General features: G+C 58.3%; 18 protein-coding genes. 9 read left to right on the top strand and 9 right to left on the bottom strand.

The window, feature by feature from the left end:
- Positions 1 to 41 precede the first annotated feature (41 nt).
- Positions 42 to 1,031, top strand: a complete 990-nt coding sequence (locus SIC19_RS07120) for an NADP-dependent oxidoreductase (RefSeq protein ID WP_127402123.1) — start codon at positions 42 to 44, stop codon at positions 1,029 to 1,031.
- A 5-nt stretch (positions 1,032 to 1,036) separates the two neighbouring features.
- Here SIC19_RS07120 and SIC19_RS07115 read toward each other — a convergent pair whose 3' ends face one another.
- The 4 genes from SIC19_RS07115 to SIC19_RS07100 form a co-directional block, all read right to left on the bottom strand.
- The gene (locus SIC19_RS07115; protein WP_075195016.1) at positions 1,037 to 2,896 is read right to left on the bottom strand and encodes a cation:proton antiporter; all 1,860 of its coding nucleotides are present in this window, start codon (positions 2,894 to 2,896) and stop codon (positions 1,037 to 1,039) included.
- A 29-nt stretch (positions 2,897 to 2,925) separates the two neighbouring features.
- On the bottom strand, positions 2,926 to 3,753 hold the full coding sequence (gene tcdA, locus SIC19_RS07110; RefSeq protein ID WP_041332623.1) for a tRNA cyclic N6-threonylcarbamoyladenosine(37) synthase TcdA: 828 nt from the start codon (positions 3,751 to 3,753) through the stop codon (positions 2,926 to 2,928).
- Between the two features lie 298 nt (positions 3,754 to 4,051).
- The gene (locus tag SIC19_RS07105) at positions 4,052 to 4,696 is read right to left on the bottom strand and encodes a ChrR family anti-sigma-E factor (protein WP_041332624.1); all 645 of its coding nucleotides are present in this window, start codon (positions 4,694 to 4,696) and stop codon (positions 4,052 to 4,054) included.
- Entirely contained in the window at positions 4,693 to 5,292 is a 600-nt protein-coding gene (locus SIC19_RS07100; protein WP_036203098.1) for a sigma-70 family RNA polymerase sigma factor, read from the bottom strand. Before SIC19_RS07100 ends, SIC19_RS07105 begins: the two co-directional genes overlap by 4 nt.
- A 242-nt stretch (positions 5,293 to 5,534) precedes the next feature.
- Between SIC19_RS07100 and SIC19_RS07095 the strand changes: the two genes are divergently transcribed.
- On the top strand, positions 5,535 to 6,566 hold the full coding sequence (locus SIC19_RS07095) for an AraC family transcriptional regulator (protein WP_075195038.1): 1,032 nt from the start codon (positions 5,535 to 5,537) through the stop codon (positions 6,564 to 6,566).
- 6 nt (positions 6,567 to 6,572) lie between these two features.
- Here SIC19_RS07095 and speA read toward each other — a convergent pair whose 3' ends face one another.
- Entirely contained in the window at positions 6,573 to 8,483 is a 1,911-nt protein-coding gene (gene speA / locus SIC19_RS07090) for a biosynthetic arginine decarboxylase (RefSeq protein WP_075195017.1), read from the bottom strand.
- 198 nt (positions 8,484 to 8,681) lie between these two features.
- On the opposite strand from speA, the gene speE reads away from it, so the two are divergent.
- From speE to SIC19_RS07070, 4 genes are all read left to right on the top strand, one after another.
- Complete coding sequence (gene speE / locus SIC19_RS07085; protein ID WP_075195018.1) at positions 8,682 to 9,563, top strand: polyamine aminopropyltransferase; 882 nt, start codon at positions 8,682 to 8,684, stop codon at positions 9,561 to 9,563.
- A gap of 172 nt (positions 9,564 to 9,735) precedes the next feature.
- A complete protein-coding gene (locus tag SIC19_RS07080) occupies positions 9,736 to 11,757 on the top strand; it encodes a T6SS phospholipase effector Tle1-like catalytic domain-containing protein (RefSeq protein WP_075195019.1) in 2,022 nt (673 codons plus the stop codon).
- A 1-nt stretch (position 11,758) separates the two neighbouring features.
- On the top strand, positions 11,759 to 12,355 hold the full coding sequence (locus SIC19_RS07075) for a DUF2931 family protein (protein ID WP_075195020.1): 597 nt from the start codon (positions 11,759 to 11,761) through the stop codon (positions 12,353 to 12,355).
- Between the two features lie 166 nt (positions 12,356 to 12,521).
- Positions 12,522 to 12,665: a DUF6316 family protein gene (locus SIC19_RS07070; protein ID WP_221886060.1), complete on the top strand. Its 144-nt coding sequence runs from the start codon at positions 12,522 to 12,524 to the stop codon at positions 12,663 to 12,665.
- Between the two features lie 149 nt (positions 12,666 to 12,814).
- Here the strand turns inward: SIC19_RS07070 and SIC19_RS07065 are convergent, their stop codons facing one another.
- Together SIC19_RS07065 and glnK are read right to left on the bottom strand one after the other, a co-directional pair.
- Complete coding sequence (locus tag SIC19_RS07065) at positions 12,815 to 14,095, bottom strand: ammonium transporter (protein ID WP_075195021.1); 1,281 nt, start codon at positions 14,093 to 14,095, stop codon at positions 12,815 to 12,817.
- Positions 14,096 to 14,167: 72 nt separating this feature from the next.
- Positions 14,168 to 14,506, bottom strand: a complete 339-nt coding sequence (glnK, locus tag SIC19_RS07060) for a P-II family nitrogen regulator (RefSeq protein ID WP_004578958.1) — start codon at positions 14,504 to 14,506, stop codon at positions 14,168 to 14,170.
- Between the two features lie 417 nt (positions 14,507 to 14,923).
- Between glnK and SIC19_RS07055 the strand changes: the two genes are divergently transcribed.
- The 3 genes from SIC19_RS07055 (at position 14,924) to trmB (ending at position 17,554) form a co-directional block, all read left to right on the top strand.
- A complete protein-coding gene (locus tag SIC19_RS07055) occupies positions 14,924 to 15,178 on the top strand; it encodes an accessory factor UbiK family protein (protein WP_075195022.1) in 255 nt (84 codons plus the stop codon).
- Between the two features lie 59 nt (positions 15,179 to 15,237).
- Entirely contained in the window at positions 15,238 to 16,761 is a 1,524-nt protein-coding gene (locus SIC19_RS07050; protein ID WP_075195023.1) for a YifB family Mg chelatase-like AAA ATPase, read from the top strand.
- A 76-nt stretch (positions 16,762 to 16,837) separates the two neighbouring features.
- Positions 16,838 to 17,554: a tRNA (guanosine(46)-N7)-methyltransferase TrmB gene (gene trmB / locus SIC19_RS07045; protein WP_075195024.1), complete on the top strand. Its 717-nt coding sequence runs from the start codon at positions 16,838 to 16,840 to the stop codon at positions 17,552 to 17,554.
- Between the two features lie 25 nt (positions 17,555 to 17,579).
- Here trmB and SIC19_RS07040 read toward each other — a convergent pair whose 3' ends face one another.
- Both SIC19_RS07040 and hemW read right to left on the bottom strand, forming a co-directional pair.
- Positions 17,580 to 18,113, bottom strand: coding sequence for a hypothetical protein (locus SIC19_RS07040; RefSeq protein WP_041332628.1), 534 nt, complete (start codon positions 18,111 to 18,113; stop codon positions 17,580 to 17,582).
- The gene (gene hemW / locus SIC19_RS07035; RefSeq protein ID WP_091642238.1) at positions 18,113 to 19,267 is read right to left on the bottom strand and encodes a radical SAM family heme chaperone HemW; all 1,155 of its coding nucleotides are present in this window, start codon (positions 19,265 to 19,267) and stop codon (positions 18,113 to 18,115) included. The genes SIC19_RS07040 and hemW overlap by 1 nt, the downstream gene beginning before the upstream one ends.
- Between the last annotated feature and the right edge of the window lie 2 nt (positions 19,268 to 19,269).

Here is a 19,269-nt window from a genome sequence, read left to right as displayed (position 1 = left end):
TGAACAAATGATCCTGTCCCTGAAGCTGTCTGGAGAGCCCCATGGAAAACACCGTTGATCCGAATTCTGGTCATGCCATGCGTCACGTGGTCTATGACCACTTTGGCGATACTGACGTACTGCGGATCGAAAGTTCCACCATCCCCGAGCCGGGCGCCGAGGAAGTTTTGCTCAGGGTGGCGGGCGCGGGGTTGAACCCCATCGACTGGAAGACGCGGAAAGGCCTGGGATTTGCCGCCCGTCAGATTGAAGACCACCTGCCATGGACGCCCGGCTACGATGTTTCGGGCGAAGTGATTGCGGTTGGTGCTGACGTGACGACGTTGGCGCCAGGCGATCGGGTGATGGGCATGGTGGGCTTCCCGGCTGGCGGAGGAGGTTATTCCCAATACGCAGTGGCTCGCGCCGACGAGTTGGCCATTGTGCCCGAGGAACTGGACCTGATGACTGCCGGCGCTTTGCCGCTGGCCGCGTTGACCGCCTGGCAGGCATTGTTCGAAGTGGCGGAACTGGAGGCTGGTCAGAAAGTGCTGATTCACGCCGGTGCTGGCGGAGTCGGGCATTTCGCCGTGCAGTTTGCGCTTGAACGGGGCGCCCATGTGATCGCCACTGCTTCATCCAGTAATCGCGATTTCCTGGCGGCTTTTGGCGTCCATGAGGTGATTGATTACCACACCACCGACGTTGTAGACGAGTGCTATGGTCTGGACGTGGTGCTGGATCTGGTCGGCGGCGAAGCGGGCAAGCGTTCCCTGCACACCCTGAGTGAGCACGGCGTACTGGTCACGATTCCCACCGTGACGGCAGATGAGATCATAACCGCGGCTGAGTCCCTTGGGTTGAGAGCCCATGGCATGACCGTCCGCCCCGATGTGTTTCATCTCGATGAGATCGCCGAACTGATCGAGGACGGCGAGGTGCGTGTCCATATCGACAAGGCCTTCCCGCTGGATCAGGTCGCTGATGCCCACCGCTTGCTGGAGGGTGGGCACGTTCGGGGTAAACTGGTCCTGGACTGCGGGGCCCGCTGATACGCTCAGGTTGGAGCGGGTTCCGGTGGCTGTTCCGGCGACTCCCCGGTATCCCGCTCCTTGCGTTCCTTCCTCGCCTGGGGTGGCACCAGGCTTACCAATGTCCAGTCTTTCTCGGGCTTGATGGCCTCCATGCTCTTGACCGGCGTGATGTGTTCGCGCGTGTTCACCACGAACAGCACCATGGCCTGACGGTCGTACTTGTCCAGGAAATCCTCGAACGTAAATTCGTCACTGAGCTGGGTGGTCTTCACCGTATACCCTTGGCTGGCCAAACTGGCCAGCTTGGCGTAGCTCACTCCGTCGAAGAGTCCTCTCGTAAGCTGTATTTTCTCGGCGGTCTGGTGCCGGGCCTTCTGGTCCTGATCCCCTTCGGCCAGGGTTAGCACTGAGTCTTTTCCGAACCAGTCCAGGAAGTGGTAGGTGGCCAGGGAATTCATGTGCTTGTAAGGGGAAATAACCAGCAGGTTGCCAATGCCGGTGAGATCCAGGTGGGTCGACGCATGCTCCGACACGGGGTTGCCGAAATACACCTGGAGGTTTTCCATGCGCGCCTGTTTGACGTTCTCCCAGTTGGTGTCCGCCAGGGTAACGGGGACCTCCAGCTTTTTCAGTGCCAGGCCGATTTTTCGGGCCACCGGGTTGGCACCGAGAATCAGGAAGCCGTATTCCGCCGGCTCGGCGACCTTCAGAAGCCTCGCCAGAGGCCTCGCGGTAAGACTCTGCAGGGTGACGGTGGCGATGATCAGCATGAATATCAGTGGCACCAGGGCTCCGGCGCTTTCGTAGCCCAGTTTCTGCAACTGAAACGCAAACAGGGCGGATACGGCAGCGGCTACAATGCCTCGGGGGGCGATCCAGCTCAGGAACAGTTTGTCGCGCCAGTTGAGACTGGTGCCAATGGCCGACAGGAAGATGCTTGCCGGGCGTGCAACCAGCATCAGCAACGCCAACACGGCCACCAGCCCCCAGCCCAGTTGAGCGATGGCTTCGAACTCCACCCGTGCTGCCAGGATAATGAAGAGAGCGGAAATCAGCAGCACGCTCAGGGATTCCTTGAACTCCAGGATGCTGTCGATGGGGACCTGCTTCATGTTGGCCATCCAGATGCCCATCACAGTGACCGTCAGCAGGCCGGACTCGTGGGCCATTTCATTCGACAGGGCATAGACCCCGAGCATGAACGTCAGGGTGCCGGCGTTGTGCAGGTATTGCGGCAGCAGGTGCTTGCGCAACGCAATGCCGTTCAGCCAGCCCGCGACAGCGCCAATCAGGAAACCCACTGCAAGGGTCTTGCCAAAAATATACAGCGAGTGGCTGAACACGTTGCCCTGGCCCCAGGACACAATGCCCTCGAAGACCAGCACCGCCAGCAGGGCGCCCACTGGGTCGATGATGATGCCCTCCCAGCGCAGAATGTTGGCCAGTTTTGCGTCCGGTCGCACAGATCGGAGCAGAGGGGCGATGACGGTAGGGCCGGTGACGATGGATATGGCGCCAAACAGGAGGGCCACCTCCCATGACACATCAAGGATCCAGCGGGCGGCCAGGGTACCAATGATGCAGGTGACAATGGAGCCGACGGGAATCAGATTGCGAACCATCTTGCCATGGCCACGTATTTCGTCGTAGCGGAGCGTCAGGCTGCCTTCAAACAGGATAATGGCAACGGCCAGGGAGATGACCGGGAACAGCAGGTCTCCAAACACGACTTCGGGGTCCAGAAATCCCAGCAGCGGCCCTGCGGCAATGCCGCCGGCCAGCAGGAACAGGATGGCCGGCATGCGAACCCGCCAGGCGAGCCACTGGCAAAACAGGGAGAGCACACCGATACAGGCAAGGAGAAAGACAGTGCTGACGGTCATAATGGGGTCAGTTCCGTTGAAGTATGGGTTTAATTCTGTAGTCCTGCAGGAAAGTCTGCCGTCTTGTCGGAATTGGCCTTGCGTGCCAGGCGAGCCAGCAACCGCGCCGCCGCGAAGAAACCAAAACTGGCGGTGACGGGGCTGGCAGCACCAAACCCGGAGGCGCAATCCAGACGGACCGGGCCTTCGGTGGCAGGCTTCTGTAGGCAAACCTCACCGTCCCCTGCAGGATACGTGAGCTGTTCCAGGGAGTACACGGCTTCAATTCCGAAACGCCGTTTGGGATTGCGTGAGAACCCGTACTCCCGACGGAGTGTATTACGCACCTTGGCCAACAATGGATCCTGTGTGGTTTTGCTCAGGTCACTGACGCGGATCTGGGTCGGGTCCATCTGACCGCCGGCGCCGCCAGCACACACCAATGGAATCTTGCGACGCTGACAGTGTGCAATCAGCCCGGCCTTGGCTTTGACGCTGTCGATGGCATCGACCACCCCTGACATCTCCGGGGTAATCAGTTCATCGACGTTTTTCGTGTTCAGGAACCCGAAATGGACCCGAATGTCACCCTCCGGGTTGATCGACCGCAAACGGTCTGCCATGGCGTCCGTCTTGGTGCGCCCGTATTGCCCGCTAAGCGCGTGGAGCTGGCGATTGGTATTGGACACGCAGATATCGTCCATGTCGATCAACGTCAAGGTGCCGACGCCGGAGCGGGCAAGGGCTTCAGCCGCCCAGGAGCCCACGCCACCCAATCCAACGATGGCAATGTGAGCGTGACGGAAGTGCTCCAGTGCCCGGCGGCCATAGAGTCGTTCGATACCGCCGAAGCGGAAATGGAAGTCGTCACCCGTCATGCTGCATCTCCGGAGAAAAGTCACGATTGTAACCCAGCCCTGCCGGCTGTCTCTAATCAGTCGTCGGATATCGTATTCATGGGGTGAAGTGAGCAGGCATAAAAAAGGCCACGCAAGAGCGTGGCCTGTAAGCAAGTGCCCAACCCGACGGGGGGTGGGCCGGACTAGTTCAGAGACACTAATCAACGTAATCAGTATCGTTTATCAACGTGTCGTCCGGAAGGTCACAAACTGACAAAGGCCGGTCATTTTCGGCCAAGGCTTCGGCCAGGCCGGTACAGTTTCCGGTCCATCCGCCTCAGCGTATAAAGGGGTTCAATAAGCGAGTGAACGTGCCGGTTAATTTAACCGGTGCGCTGAGCACCGACAGGGTGATGCAGTCTTCGCAGCCAACCGCCACAGGTTTGTGCTCGTCTTCCTGATTGAGTACCACGAAGTCCCACTGGTTGAACACACCTTTCTGGTCTGAGAATGCACCCTGAAGAACTATCGTGGTTTCACTCCCTCTGTGGGTATGCGCGGGTGCCTTCCCACCGGCGGCCAGTTTCTGAAGCACCACCTGCTCGCTCTGGCCGGGAAACCGTTCGCTGATATCCAGCACACTGACATCGCCGAGCTGACGTTTCCAGGGCAGCGAGTTGAGATCGTCGCCCAACAACTTTTGAAGAGGGCTCATGCGCTTGGCTTGTGTACTGATGTAGGTCTCCGTCATGTCAGGCTCGCTGTCTATGCGTGACAGGATAGCGTCAAACATGTCCGATGAAACACCGACCTGGGGCTGACTTTCCATCATGACGGCACCCAGGCTGTCGAGCGTATCCACACGGCTGCGACAATGGGGGCACTGGTCCAGATGGAGACGAATGCACAGTGCGTGGGGCTCACTGAGGTTGCCTGCACTGAATTCCATCAGGGTAAGTGTGTCTGGATGGTGCCGTGTCATACGTTCTGGTCCTGCAAAATCACTTTCAGTTTGTTCAGTGCCAGGCGTACCCGGCTTTTTACGGTACCTAGCGGTATGTTGAGCTCGTCCGCCACCATCTGGTGTGACTTGCTTTCCATGTAGACCTTGGCGATTACTGTAATCTGTTCTTCCGGCAGGTGGCTGAGGGACTCTCGCACGCGACGTTCAGACATCAGGCGGTGCAGCGACGTAACCGGCTCGTCTTCGTTTTCGCCGGGAATCTGCCACAGATCTTCCGTTTCAACCGGCATCTCCGCACTCGTGCGTTTCATCTTGCGCAGCATGTCAATGCGTTGGTTACGGGCGATGGTGAAAATCCAGGTCGACGCGGCTGCCTTCCTCCAGTCGTACAAGCAGGAGCGCCGCCAGATCGATACGAAAACCTCCTGTACCAGCTCCTCGGCGTGACTCGCCATGCCATTGGCCATGGCGTAATACTTGATCTGAGGACCAAAGTGCTCGAACAAAGCGTGGTAGGCCTGCCGATCCTGGTTCTTTCCCACTTTCTCCAGCAATTGGCTCCAGGGGTCCTTGCGGCCCTCGGCTCGTGCTGGCTTCTGATCCAGTGTGGACACCGGACGCTCCTTGACAGTCGCATGATTTGGCATTGTTGTGTTCATCATTCTATGCACTCGCCCCGGGTTTGTCAGTCACGATATTTACGGGGGCGATGGGCAGGCGGATCTGTTGGGCGGTATTTTTTCCCACTTGTACTGGCTGGCTTCTCCGCCGCTCGGTGTCGTCTGCAGGGAGATTGCCGACCGCTATCATCACGGCTAATCTTTTGCAGGTATTTATTCAGGAACGCTTGGCCAACATGAATGCTCCCGGAAAGACCGGCAATCTGCCCGTTATTCGCGCCCACTACGCCGATATCCTTTGCCAGTTGGCGGAAGAGAAGGGTGCTGCGCGTCCCGAGTTGCTGCGCTCGGCCGATATTCGTCCGGCCATGTTGGGGCACCCCGACAACTTCATCACCGTGGAGCAGTTCAGTCGTCTTTGTCGCTCGGCATTGGCATTGAGTCACGACCCGGCCCTGGGGCTGGAATATGGCAAGCGCCTGAAGTTCACTACCCACGGTTCCCTGTCACAGGCCGCCATCAGCTGTGACAACATTGGCCAGGCTCTTACGGTGTTGATCAAGTATTTCCGTATCCGGTTCGTGTATATGAATCTGAGTTTCTTTACCGAGGGCAGCGACGCTGTGCTGCAACTCGATATCGTGCACGCCCTGGATGATCTGCATTGGTTCAACGCAGAAGTGGTGCTGGCCTCGCTTATGGATGTGAACCTGCTCCTGTTCGGACGCCGCCTGCTTGATGGTGGAAGTTGTCGACTGAATTATCCGCCACCGGAGTATGCCCCGGCCTATGAGTCGCTGTTCGGCAATCGTATCCGGTTTGACGCCGGCGCCAATCAGCTCCGTTTTCGCAAGGAATTTCTGGAACTGCCAATTTCCCTGTCCAATCCTGTGGCGCGTCGGGTAGCAGAAGCGCAATGCGAGGAGGAAATGCGATCGCTGGAGGCGACCACATCGATTCCCGAGCGCGTGGGGCGGTTGCTGGAATCGGTACGGGATGGCCGGCTTCCGGGTATTGATTCCGTGGCAGCGCAACTGGGTGTGTCACCCAGGACGCTGCGCCGTCAGCTCAGTGCCGAAGGCCTGAAATTTCAGGGCATCCTTGATGACATCCGCCACCGGCGTTCACTGGAGCTGCTTCGGCGCACCGACCTCGGGATCGATGACATTGCCTATCGCCTGGGGTATAGCGACCCGTCCAATTTCGGCCGTGCCTTCCGCAAGTGGGAGGGGCTGTCACCCTCAGCCTGGCGCGCAAGCAGGGCCTGATCCGGGTTACTCTTCCAGGTAGGTATAGCCGCCCAGGCCATTCTCCAGTTCTTCCAGCAGGCTCGTCTGTATGTCTTCCGGCAATCCGCTGGCGGCAAATTTCTGCTGATAGGCCCGAAGCAGGGCAGTGGGTTCGAAGTTCACATACTGCAGCACCTTGGCCACGGTGTCGCCATGGATCGGCTCACTGACGGTATGGCCGCCGCCGGGGTTGCGTCGTACATCCACCGAGTGGGTGTCGCCGAACAGGTTGTGCATGTCACCGAGGATTTCCTGGTAGGCACCGGTCATGAAAAAGCCCATCAGCATGGGTTCTTCCGGCGCCTCTTCAGGCAGCGGGAAGGTGGTTTCGATGCCCTGGCCGTCCACGTACCGGTCAATTCGCCCGTCGGAGTCACAGGTAATATCCTGGATGACCGCACGACGGGTGAGGGGGCGATTCAGTCCGTTCACAGGCATGATCGGGAAGATCTGATCAATACCCCACACGTCCGGCAGTGACTGGAACAGCGAAAAGTTCACGAAGAGCTTCTCCGCCAGTTTTTCATTGAGCTCGTCAATGATCTCCCGGTGCGCGCGATTCGCGGAGTTCAGCTGTTTTCTCAGAGCCCGGCAGCAGGTGGTGTAGAGCGTTTCCGCCCGTGCGCGGTCCGCCAGTGACAACAGGCCGTGGGCAAACTGGGTGTGGACATCCGCCATGGCGTGGAGCACGTCGTGGTAGATCTCAGCCAGGGAACGGCGCGATGCCTCATCCCGCAGGCTCTCCAGGTCGCGCCACAAATCCTGCAGCGGTGCCGGGGCATCACTGACCGGTTGTTCAGGCGGACGCTTGTCGGGTATCTCCCGGTCAATCACATTGGTCACAAGTACCGAGTGGTGAGCCGTCAGCGCACGGCCGGATTCACTGATCAGGTTGGGATGGGGGATACCCGCCCGATCGCACTCCGATTGCAGGATATGAATCACGTTGTAAGCGTATTCGTGTACGCTGTAATTCATCGAACAACTGCTGCGTGAGCGGGTGCCCTCGTAGTCCACGCCGAGCCCACCGCCAATATCGACCGTGCCTACCGGTGCCCCCATGTGGCGCAATTCACTGTAGAAACGGGCACACTCCCGCAGTCCGGTCTGGATGTCACGGATGTTGGCAATCTGCGACCCCAGGTGAAAATGCAGCAACTGAAGGGATTCCAGGGCCCCGGCACGGCGCAGGGTCTCAACCACATCCAGCACCTGGCTGGCGGACAGGCCGAATTTCGACTTCTCACCGCCGGTGTTCTGCCAGTTGCCTTTGCCGATGGTGGCCAGCCGTGCGCGCACACCAATCAGCGGAGTCACTCCCAGACGGCGCGCTTCCTCGAGGATGAGCGGCAACTCGGACTGTTTTTCCACCACAATGAACACCCGGTGCCCCAGTTTCTGCCCGATCAGCGCCAGCCGGATATATTCGCGGTCCTTGTAGCCATTGCAGACAATCACCGACTCCTGCTGGCGCGACAGTGCCAGAACCGCCATTAACTCCGGCTTACTGCCGGCTTCGAGGCCAATCTGGTTGTCGCTGGCGGCCGGTTCGGCGCAGAGCAGTTCCTCAACCACCCGGCGCTGCTGGTTGACCTTGATCGGGTAGACGGCGGTGTAGCCTCCCTGGTAGCCGTGTTCGCGAGCGACCTTGTTAAACGCGCCACACAGTTTGTTGACCCGATCATGGAGAATATCGGTAAATCGGATTAACACCGGAAGCTGAACCCCCTCACTGACCAGGGAGCGGGCAAGGTCAGGCAGGTTGATGTCCTCGCCGCTGTGCCCCCGGTCGGGTCTTATCAGTACCTCGCCACGGGTATTCACATCAATATAGCCATCGCTCCAGTGGGCGATGTTGTACACCTTGTGGGCGGCGCTGAGGGTTGGTTCGCTCATGGGGCTTTCCTGTGCTGAATCCGCAGCCGGCAACGGGCCGGCTTATGGCGCTCATTGTATGGATTCCACCGCCCCGCTAAAAGAACAACACCCGAAAAACACGGCCCAAGGGTAATGATAGTCCTTTAGGTGTGGTGGTTACGCACCTACAATACCCTCAATACGAACAGGCTCAACGCGCACATCCGGAGACACGACATGACTGCACTGAACGATGGCTGGTTTACCGAAGTATTCCAGGACCAGGGAACCGCCTTTTCCCTGCAGGTAAAGAAAAAGCTGCACGAAGAACAAACCGAGTTCCAGAAACTGGAAATCTGGGAAACCGAAACCTTCGGTAACCTGATGGTGCTCGATGGCTGCGTGATGCTGACCACCAGAGACAACTTCCTCTATCATGAGATGATGACTCATCCGGCCCTGTTCACCCATAAAGACCCGAAGAAAGTGGTCATCGTTGGTGGTGGTGATTGTGGAACCCTGAAAGAAGTCCTCAAGCACCCCGGTGTGGAAGAGGCCTGGCAGGTGGAAATCGACGAACGTGTCACTCGTCTCTCGGAACAGTATTTCCCCGAACTCTGCGAGTCCAACACCGACCCCCGCGCCAACTTCTTCTTTGGTGATGGCATCCAGTGGATACGCGATGCGGTGCCCGGAAGTCTCGACGTCATTATCATCGACAGCACCGACCCGGTCGGCCCCGCCGAAGGCCTGTTCGCCCTCGACTTCTACCGCGACTGCATGATCGCCCTGCGCGACGGTGGCATCCTCGTCCAGCAAAGCGAGTCACCGCTGCTGCACACCAACACCATCATCAAAACCATTCACGACGACATGAAAAAGGCCGGTTTCGACCACGTCCGCACCCTGCCGTTCCCGCAACCGGTGTATCCCACCGGCTGGTGGAGCTGCACTATGGCGGGTAAGGAAAAGCCGGTGGTGTACTTCCGTGAGGAAGACGCGGATCAGCGGCCGTTTGTGACCCGCTATTACAACGCCGACATCCACCGTGGGGCATTGGCGATGCCGCAGTTCATGGTGGATGTATTGGAAGATGAGGTGATGTCGAGCGAGGGCTAGGAGGCCATCAGGGGCAAGGAATTTCTGAAGGTGGTACGGGCGCCGTTGTTCGCCGCCCGGTTTTTGATTAGAGTTTGGCTTTGTGGCGGTCATGCCCGCCCCTCAAGGAGAGCGCCTGCTTTAGTCAGTACCTTTGCGGGCCTAATACACCGGCCGCAAAGGAACGCTGCCAATGAAAGTAAAATCCCGCCTGGAGCTTGAACTCCGGGACCTGCCCTATATTGAAAGCCCTTTCTTCGCTGCCTCATATGCAGCCGAACTGATTGACCATCCTGTCTCCGACGTGCCCCGAAACCGTAGTGGAAAGGAAATGAGCGTCAAAGCACTGGAGCGTGAGCTCAGGGACGGTCATCTGTTTCTGATTGGAGGCAAGCCCTTATCGCCTATAGTTGTCTGGGAAACGGACAGTGATCACCCCAACGGCGGGTTCTGGCGCCTAAAGAGAGATGGTGGCGGGCCGGGCCTTCGCAACCAGATTGAGTCTCTCAACAAGTGGGAAGTCACCCCTGAAATCATCAGCCACGTAGGGGCGGGCGGTGTCGGCCATATGAACGTCTGCGGTTTTGACTGCACCATGACCAACCGCCGCGCCGACGAGCGTTACCTGGCGAAACAGGAAGCCGACCGACGCTCCACCCTGCCGCTGGGTACAGCAGCGTTGGTTGCGCCCCTTGTGCCCGCTGCCTCGCTAGCCCAAACACCCGAGAACGGTCAGGCAAAGAAAGAAGAACAGAGAAAGCCGGTTCATCTTGAAGTGGGCATTTTCACCGATGGCACGTTGAACAATGCCGGTAATATTGAGATTTACCGGCAGCAGGTGGAAGAGACATGCCTCGTGCCGCACAGCAATGGCGAGATTGACGATGCCGAGTGTGAACGGCGGCTGGCTTTGTTGCTGGGGGGTAGTTACGCCAATGAGATCAGCAATGTCGCCAAGTTGCGGGATCTATATCCCGAGGTCGAAAATGAGGCGGAAACAATGATCAACCAGAGTTTTTCGGTGTATGCGCCGGGAGCAGGATCGAAAACCGGAGCTCCGGATTCTCTGGAAGGTATGACAACCGGTCTTGGTGAAACGGGTGTCACCGAGCAAGTAAAAAATGGTTTCACTGAGGTCGCAGAGCGCATAGCCATACTGGTTAACGAAAGGCCTATCGCAAAGCTAACAGTTGATCTGTTTGGTTTTAGCAGGGGAGGCGCAGCCGCCCGCCATGCCGCGAATGAAATTGCCAAGGGCTCTGATGGCGAATTGGGACAGTCTTTGGCCGCCATGGGTATTCAATGGCCGGAACGAGTTACCATTCGTTTTGTGGGGTTGTTTGATACCGTCGCCGGCATCGTAAATATCACGGGTGGCGATCTCTCTCCAAGCAATGCTCGTAACACGCCGGTGAACCTGTACCTGGACCCGGCCACCGTCTCCACCGCTGTACAGTTCACGGCCGTTGACGAGTGTCGAGAAAATTTTGCGCTTAACAGCCTCTGCAATCCGGATGGTTCACTTCCCCGCAACTTCCGAGAAATCATGGTGCCCGGCGCGCACTCCGATATTGGTGGCGGCTACCATGATAGCCAGACCGAGGAACTGATGCTTTCGCCTAAACTGACCATTGGCGGCAGCGCTACGGCCTGGCCGGAGCAGACACCGCAGTGGGACAACCTCGCAACCCTCAAAGGGGTGACCGAAGCCGAGGGCTGGATCGGGACTCGCAGCCTACCCCTGACAACGGGCGAGCCAGCCAGCCTCGGGATTCATAAAACAGTGCGCGAGCACCCCGTTCCGGATGGCGAAGTGGGCCTCGACCTGAAACTGCACCGGCAGGTGCGCGGCGAGCTATCGCGGGTTTATCTTCACTGCATGTATCACTTGGCGAAAAGAGCAGGCGTTCCATTGAAGGACATTCGTACTGCCAAGAATGCCGCAGAAGTTCCGAAAGAACTCGACCTAGCGTACCGGATACTATGGGAGCATATCTCGCTGGGCAAGAACCTGCCTGAACTGCCGCCGCTGCAAAAGGAGCTGGTAAAACAGCGGTATGTGCATCATTCGGATCATTACAACCTGCTTGAGTTTTTGATTGGGGACACCATCGTGAGCTCCGAACTCCCATTTTCGAACGCCAGGTTCCTCTCGCCATTCCGGCCTGCGCCTGAACGGAAACGTATCGTCTATAACAATCAGCCGGAGACGTAATATGCGCCGTATAACATTCATGCTTGCCCTCCTCATTGGTTTGATGCTATCGGGGTGTGCCTCTGGGCCTGATAGCCTTTTTAAGGCATATGTGGGTGTAGGGGCACCCAAGCACTATGAAGTCTGGGTTGAGCACCTGGAACTTGAAGCCTCCGGCATAAGACACTGGCGTATGCCGGTGGGAAGTGTTGCGTGTTGCTGGAAAGGGCCCAGTGGCCCTAGGGGCAAAGGAGGAACAGCGCAGCCTTTCCCGGACTATATCGGTATACGCTGGTTCTCGTTTGCTGAACAAAAGTTTTACGAACGCGTGTTTTCACTGCCAGAGGGACTGGAAGAAAAAATGCGCGAGCACGCAACTTATACTACCAGCCTGGGAACCTTCAGCAGGCCACGGGATATGCTGACTATCGGTTTGGCGCCCGGGGGGCAGATGGTTCTTTGGATTAATAACCAGATTGGCAATGAAATTGAAGTAGGCCGAATGCAAGCTAACGAGGTGGAGGGGGACGCTTCAAATTACGAAGTCGGCACCCGTAACTACCTTGAAGAACACAGCGACTACATCGAAAAACACGGTGTACCAAAAGAAGGCTGGTAATTCACCTCTTCAGACTCCCATGTTTGTTAAAACCGTAAGTGAGGGCTGCTGGCCGGTGGTGGCGTTGGTATTGGTTACCGTTGGAGAATAGGTCGAAAATTAGACAACGCGATACCTCTGACTACACTTGCCGGTATCGGGCAACGGTTGCCCGATTGCGAAGCGCATGGAGAAGGAGGTCACTGATGACGGTTCGACAAGGGAAGCAGAGCGCAACTGGTTCCGATTCGAAAGATTTGAATTGATCAATGGCGCATGGTACTTCCAGACTCGCGAAGGGGCGCTAAAGGGGCCTTTTGAAAGCAGTTAGGAGGCTGAAATGGAACTGCTACGGTACTTGCGCCGGGTCGAGGATTCGCTGTTTTGCAATGCGGTTTGAGGCCACAAAATTCTACGGTTTTCAGGAGAAATAGCAAGGGCGCCCAATGGGCGCCCTTGCTTTCGGGCCTTCAGGCCGGTTTACTTGGAACTGACAAACTCCGGATAGGCTTCCATACCACACTCGGACAGATCCACACCTTCGTACTCTTCCTCTTCGGTCACCCGAATACCCATGACCGCCTTGAGGATGCCCCATACAATCAGGCTGGTGACGAAGACCCAGATGAAGATGGTGAGCATGCCCACGAGCTGCCCCATGAAGGTCGCGTCCGCGTCGGACAGCAGTACCGCGAAGATACCCCAGATACCAACCACGCCGTGTACGGAGATGGCACCGACCGGGTCATCAATACGCATCTTGTCGAGTGTTACGATTGAGAACACCACGATGATGCCGCCGATGGCACCGATAATGGTTGCCAGCAGAGGCGAGGGATCGGCAGGTTCAGCGGTAATCGCAACCAGGCCAGCCAATGCACCGTTCAGGGCCATGGTCAGGTCAGCCTTGCCGAACATGATGCGGGCTACTATCAGAGCGCCGATCAGGCCGCCGGCAGCGGCCGCGTTGGTGTTCAGGAACACGTTGGCCACTTCATTGGCAACGCCGATGCCACCCAGTTTGAGGGTAGAACCGCCGTTGAAGCCAAACCAGCCCATCCACAGGATGAAGGTACCCAGAGTCGCCAGCGGCAGGTTGGCACCCGGGAAGGCCTTGATCTGGCCATCCGCGCCGTACTTGCCTTTACGGGCGCCCAGCAGCAGGACACCGGCCAGAGCCGCAGCGGCACCCGCCATGTGTACGATGCCGGAACCAGCGTAGTCGCTGTAGCTCAGTTCATAGATACCGAATACGGCATCGCCGTTCCAGGTCCAGGAGCCCTGCATCGGGTAGATGAAACCACACATGACAACGGCGAAAGCCAGGAAGGCCCAGAGCTTCATGCGCTCGGCCACGGCACCGGAAACGATGGACATGGCGGTTGCAACGAAGACAACCTGGAAGAAGAAATCAGAAGCCCCGGCGTATTCCCCCATCTCACCAAAACCGGCTTCGTTGGAAGCGGCAAGGACTCCGGCGATCGCCGCGTCGTCCATTTGAGCGACCGTGGTAACGCCGCTGAGGAAGAGCCCGCCACCGTACATGATGTCGTAACCGCAGATCAGGTACATGGTACAGGCTACAGCAAACAGGGAAACGTTCTTGGTCAGGATCTCGGTGGTATTCTTGGCACGCACCAGGCCTGCTTCAAGCATTGAGAAGCCCGCGGCCATCCACATGACCAGAGCACCGCAGACAAGGAAGTAGAAGGTATCCAGTGCATACTGGAGTTCAAAAATATGATTAAGATTGCTTTCCATGTGAAGCCCTCCGCACGAGGCTTTTCAAGTTATAAATTTTTTGCGTTGGCTGTCTGGTTGATCAGTCTTCGATCAGACCGCTTCTTCGCCGGTTTCCCCGGTTCGGATTCGGATCGCCTGTTCCAGTTCGGTCACGAAAATTTTGCCGTCACCGATCTTTCCGGTGTTGGCTGCCTTGGTGATGGATTCGATGACCTGATCCAGCAGGTTGTCGCCGATAGCAACTTCAACCTTGACCTTGGGCAGGAAGTCCACCACGTATTCTGCGCCTCGGTAGAGTTCGGTATGACCCTTCTGGCGACCGAAGCCTTTGACTTCAGTGACCGTTACGCCTTGTACGCCAATCTCGGATAGTGCCTCACGGACATCATCCAACTTGAAAGGCTTGATGATCGCTGTCACAAGTTTCATTGCTTTCTCCTTGGTAAAGCCGTCTCAACATCTGGAACTCTTCGGCCCGTTGTTGAGGTCGGGATGCTGCCACCTCGCACACCAATTGTGCGGATTGCGTACAAGGCTTTTAGCATCGGGTGTGCCAACGCAAAAAATAATATAACTATCAGACAGTTGGCTGTCTGTTGATCCAGAATGGATCGTCAGGTCGCACCATTTCGGGGCTTGTCTGTCTTGGGCGAACCATAATGATGCACGAACTCGGTGCAAGCATTAGGGGTGCCTGAGCCACATTATACTGTCGACGGCCACAGTATGGCAGGGGAGGCATTAGTGTTACACTCCGAACCGTCGTTCAGGCACGACGAAAAGCCCGCCGAGGACGAGGTATAGTCCAGCGCAGCGATTTTGACCGGTGATTTTGAGAGGTGATTCGTGAAAGGTCCACAGGATTTCTTTTCCCAGCTTCAGGGACAGTTCGGCCAGTTCGTTCCCGATATGGCCCGTGCCGCCCGTGAGGACTTTGAAGCTCAGGCCCGCGCCACGGTGATGACGGTTCTGTCGCGCCTTGAGTTGGTCACCCGAGAAGAATTCGATGCCCAGCAAGCTGTACTGATGAAAACCCGCGAAAAGGTCGAAGCGCTGGAAAAGCGCGTGGCTGACCTGGAAAAGCAGTTCCCGAATAACTGACCGGCAGGACGCCCGTCAGGCGGCTAGGCCGCTATCACCTATAACCATGGAAGGTTGTCATGTTTGCCGTTGTCCATACCCGCGCCAGCATTGGCGTTTCAGCACCCTCCGTTACCGTTGAAGTCCACCTGTCAGGCGGCCTGCCGGCGCTGTCCATCGTCGGGCTCCCCGAAACGGGTGTTCGCGAAAGCCGGGAGCGTGTTCGCAGTGCGCTGATGAACGCCGGCTTTGAATTCCCCGCCCGCCGAATCACCATCAATCTGGCTCCTGCGGACCTGCCCAAGGAGGGCGGCCGCTTCGATCTCCCCATTGCCCTGGGCATTCTTGCCGCTTCCGGACAGATTCCGGCGGAAAGCCTCGCACAGTATGAATGCGTGGGAGAGCTTTCCCTGGATGGTGCGCTGAGACCGTTGAAAGGTGTGCTCCCGGCGATACTGGCAGCTCGCAACGAGGGGCGTCGGTTGCTGATCCCCCAGGCCAATGCCGCGGAAGCCGCACTGGCCAGCCAGGACGATGTGTTGCCAGCCGGCCATTTACTGACGGTCTGCGAACACCTGTGTGATCGGGCAAGGATTTCCCCGGTACCGCCAGCGGTGCCGGAAACGGGCGTGAACGCCGGTCCGGACCTTGCGGACGTGCATGGTCAGAGCGTGCCGCGGCGGGCGTTGGAAATCGCCGCCGCCGGCGGGCATAACCTGCTGATGTTTGGTCCACCGGGCACTGGTAAAAGCATGCTCGCCAGCCGTCTGCCGGGTATTTTGCCACCGTTAACCACCGAATCTGCGCTTGAGGTAGCAAGCATCCACTCTGTGGCCGGTCTTCCCGTACGGGACGGAGAGTGGTGCCGGCCGCCTTACCGCGCGCCCCATCATACTGCCTCGTCGGTTGCCATGGTGGGTGGCGGTAGCAGTCCGCGCCCCGGAGAAATCTCCCTGGCGCACCGCGGCGTGTTGTTTCTCGACGAACTGCCAGAGTTCGAGCGCCGGGTGCTGGAAGTGCTGCGGGAACCCATGGAGTCCGGCGAGATTGCCATCAGTCGCGCAGCAAGGCAGGTGACTTTTCCGGCCTGCTTCCAGGTCGTGGCGGCCATGAACCCGTGCCCGTGTGGCTATCTGGGGCATCCGACGATTGAGTGCCAGTGTACGCCCCCGCAGGTGCTCCGTTATCGGGCAAAGATATCAGGGCCACTGCTGGACCGGTTCGATTTGCATGTGGAAGTGCCGGTTCAGAGCGGGGAAGTGCTGATGAAGCGTGACGGTGGGGGTGAGTCCAGCACGGTTGTGCGGGATCGGGTGTATCAGGCCCGCGAGCGGCAAATGCAGCGAGGATCCGGAAACGCCGCGTTAAGTGGCGGTGAGCTGCAGACGCACTGCCGCGTGGATGCAGCAGGCGAGGCCATGTTATCCGCCGCCATGGAGCGGCTGGGGCTCTCTGCCAGGGCATTGCATCGCATCCTGCGGGTGGCACGGACCCTGGCGGACCTGGACGGCCTCGACCACATTGGCAATGGCCATCTGGTTGAGGCGTTGGGTTACCGCAAGCTGGACCGGCAGCAGACCCGGAATGCGCAGGTTTCGGTATAGTCCGCTGGGCGGCCTCTGGTAAACTGTCGCCATAACCCATTGAAGGAAAACCGCACAGGGCGGTTGAGGACGTCAGATGACTGATCACAACGATGTTTCCGGCGATTCACCCGTGACGACCCGCCGTGGCGTACGCAGTTTCGTGCTGCGCCAGGGGCGGATGACCGAAGGCCAGAAAAAGGCCTACGACCGCAGTTGGCCCAAATACGGCCTGACCCGTGAACAGGGCATGATTGACCCACGCCAGATCTTTGGACGGGACAACATGCTTAACCTGGAGATCGGGTTTGGTATGGGCAAGTCCCTGGCAGACATGGCGGAAGCGGCACCGGAGCAGGACTTCATCGGCGTGGAAGTGCACCTGCCCGGGGTTGGTGCACTGCTGAAAGAGATTGAAGACCGGGGGCTGGAGAATGTTCGTGTCTACGCCATTGATGCCAACGATGTGATCGACCGGTGCCTGCCCGATGCAGCGCTGGACCGGGTGATGGTGTTTTTCCCGGACCCGTGGCACAAGAAACGTCACCACAAACGCCGGCTGATCCAGCACGAATTCGTCCAGCGCCTGCGCCATAAACTGCGCGTGGGCGGGATCCTGCATCTGGCCACCGATTGGGAAAACTACGCGGAACACATGATGGAGATCATGGGAGAGTCCGAGGGTTTTGCGAACTCACAGGATATCGGCGAATATTCACCGCGCCGGGAAGACCGCCCGATCACCAAGTTTGAGAAACGGGGCGAGACGTTGGGGCACGGCGTCTGGGATCTGGTGTTTTACCGCACCAACTAGGCTGTCGGTACGCTGACGGAAGTTGCTACTCGTGGGCCAGCGGATGGCGCCGGGCGGCACGAATGATCACCAATCCGGCGCAGCCCAGCATCAGGCCGGTGAATTTCACCAATGCGCAGAGCGTGGCGGACAGGCTGACCATATCCGTGGGCGGGTCCATGTTATTGAGTAGCAATATGTTTTCCGTTAGATCGCCGGCCCCCGCGGTCACAAACAGGGCCTTCACCCAGCGTGCCACGTTACGTTCCCGAACGCCCGGCCGGTCCCGCATCAGGTGATTGGTCAGGAAAATCAGCGTGGCCAGGTAAGCGGGTACAAACAGGAAGTCCAGCCAAAGGGATATCTGTGCCCATAGCATGCCGTCCTGTCGCCAGCTGCGCAGTATGGCCATGGACTGGTCCGCCGTGGCGGCCATCTGAAGGCTGACGATGCCCTGGGGAGCCGAACCGGTCTGCAGGGGCTGATTGACCACAACCAGGACCAGCAACAGGACGGCGGTGGCCGCCAGGCTCAGGTTGAGCCGTTTGGGCAACAGGGTCATAAGGCGCGGCAGTGACATCAGAGGAAGCGCTCCAGCAGACTGTTCAGGTAACGCTGTCCGAGTTCCGTGGTCTGTATCCGTCCCGGTTCCAGCATGTTTTCTTTTCTTAGCGCCTCAAGTTTTACCGCAACTCTGCTCAACGGTAAACCTGTACGCTCTGTGAACAGGTTTTCCGGCACACCGGACGTCAGCCTCAAGGCATTCATCAGAAACTCCAGTGGCCTTTCTTCCAGTTCGACCATTTGGCTCCCCGCGGTACGGCTGCCGATGCGGTTCATGTAGGCTTCGGGTTGACGGGTTTTCCAGAAACGCCGGATCTCGCCATTTTGAAAGGTAACCTTGCCGTGGGCGCCGGCGCCCAGCGCCAGGTAATCCCCGAACATCCAGTAATTCAGGTTGTGACGGGACTCCATGTCGGGTCGGCTCCAGGCCGACACCTCATAGTCTGTGAACCCCTGCTGATGCAGGTAGTCGGCACCCTGGCAATGGATTTCCCAGAGGTGGTCGTCGTCGGGCAGTTGGGGTGGGCGGCTGTAGAACTCGGTGTTGGGCTCCAGGGTCAGCTGGTACCAGGACAGGTGCGGGGGTTGCCACGACATGGCCGCCCGCAGGTCATCCAGGGCGTCTGCCGGTGTCTGGCCCGGCAAGCCATGCATCAGGTCCAGGTTGAAGTTGTCAAAGCCGGCATTGCGGGCTGCCTCGATAGCCCTGTGGGCTGCCTTGTCATCGTGGATGCGCCCCAGTGCCTTCAATCGCATGGGGTTGAAACTCTGGATGCCCAGTGAAAGCCGGTTTATGCCGGCGCCACGGAAGCCGTTAAAGCGAGTCTGTTCCACTGTGCCCGGGTTGGCCTCCAGTGTAATCTCGGCATCGTCAGTAAACGACAGGTGAGTGCGCAGCCGGTCGAACAGTATGTTGTAGAAGTCCGGCGACATTAACGAAGGTGTGCCGCCGCCGATGAAGACGGTTTCGATCGGGCGCCCCTGAATTAATGCGAGGTCACCGGCAAGGTCCTCCATGATTGCATCAAGATAGTCGTTCTCGGGAATGTCGCCGGTCAGTGCGTGGGAGTTGAAGTCGCAGTAAGGGCACTTTTTCACGCACCAGGGTACGTGAATATACAGGCTTAGCGGGGGCAGGGTGCTCACCGCTGTGTCGTGCGTCGGGGTCATGG

The sequence above is a fragment of the Marinobacter sp. MIT930201 genome, from assembly GCF_047122665.1.
GTDB classification, from domain to species: domain Bacteria; phylum Pseudomonadota; class Gammaproteobacteria; order Pseudomonadales; family Oleiphilaceae; genus Marinobacter; species Marinobacter salarius.
Note: the sequence above shows the minus strand (reverse complement) of the source record. Positions and strands in the feature narration are given on the sequence as shown.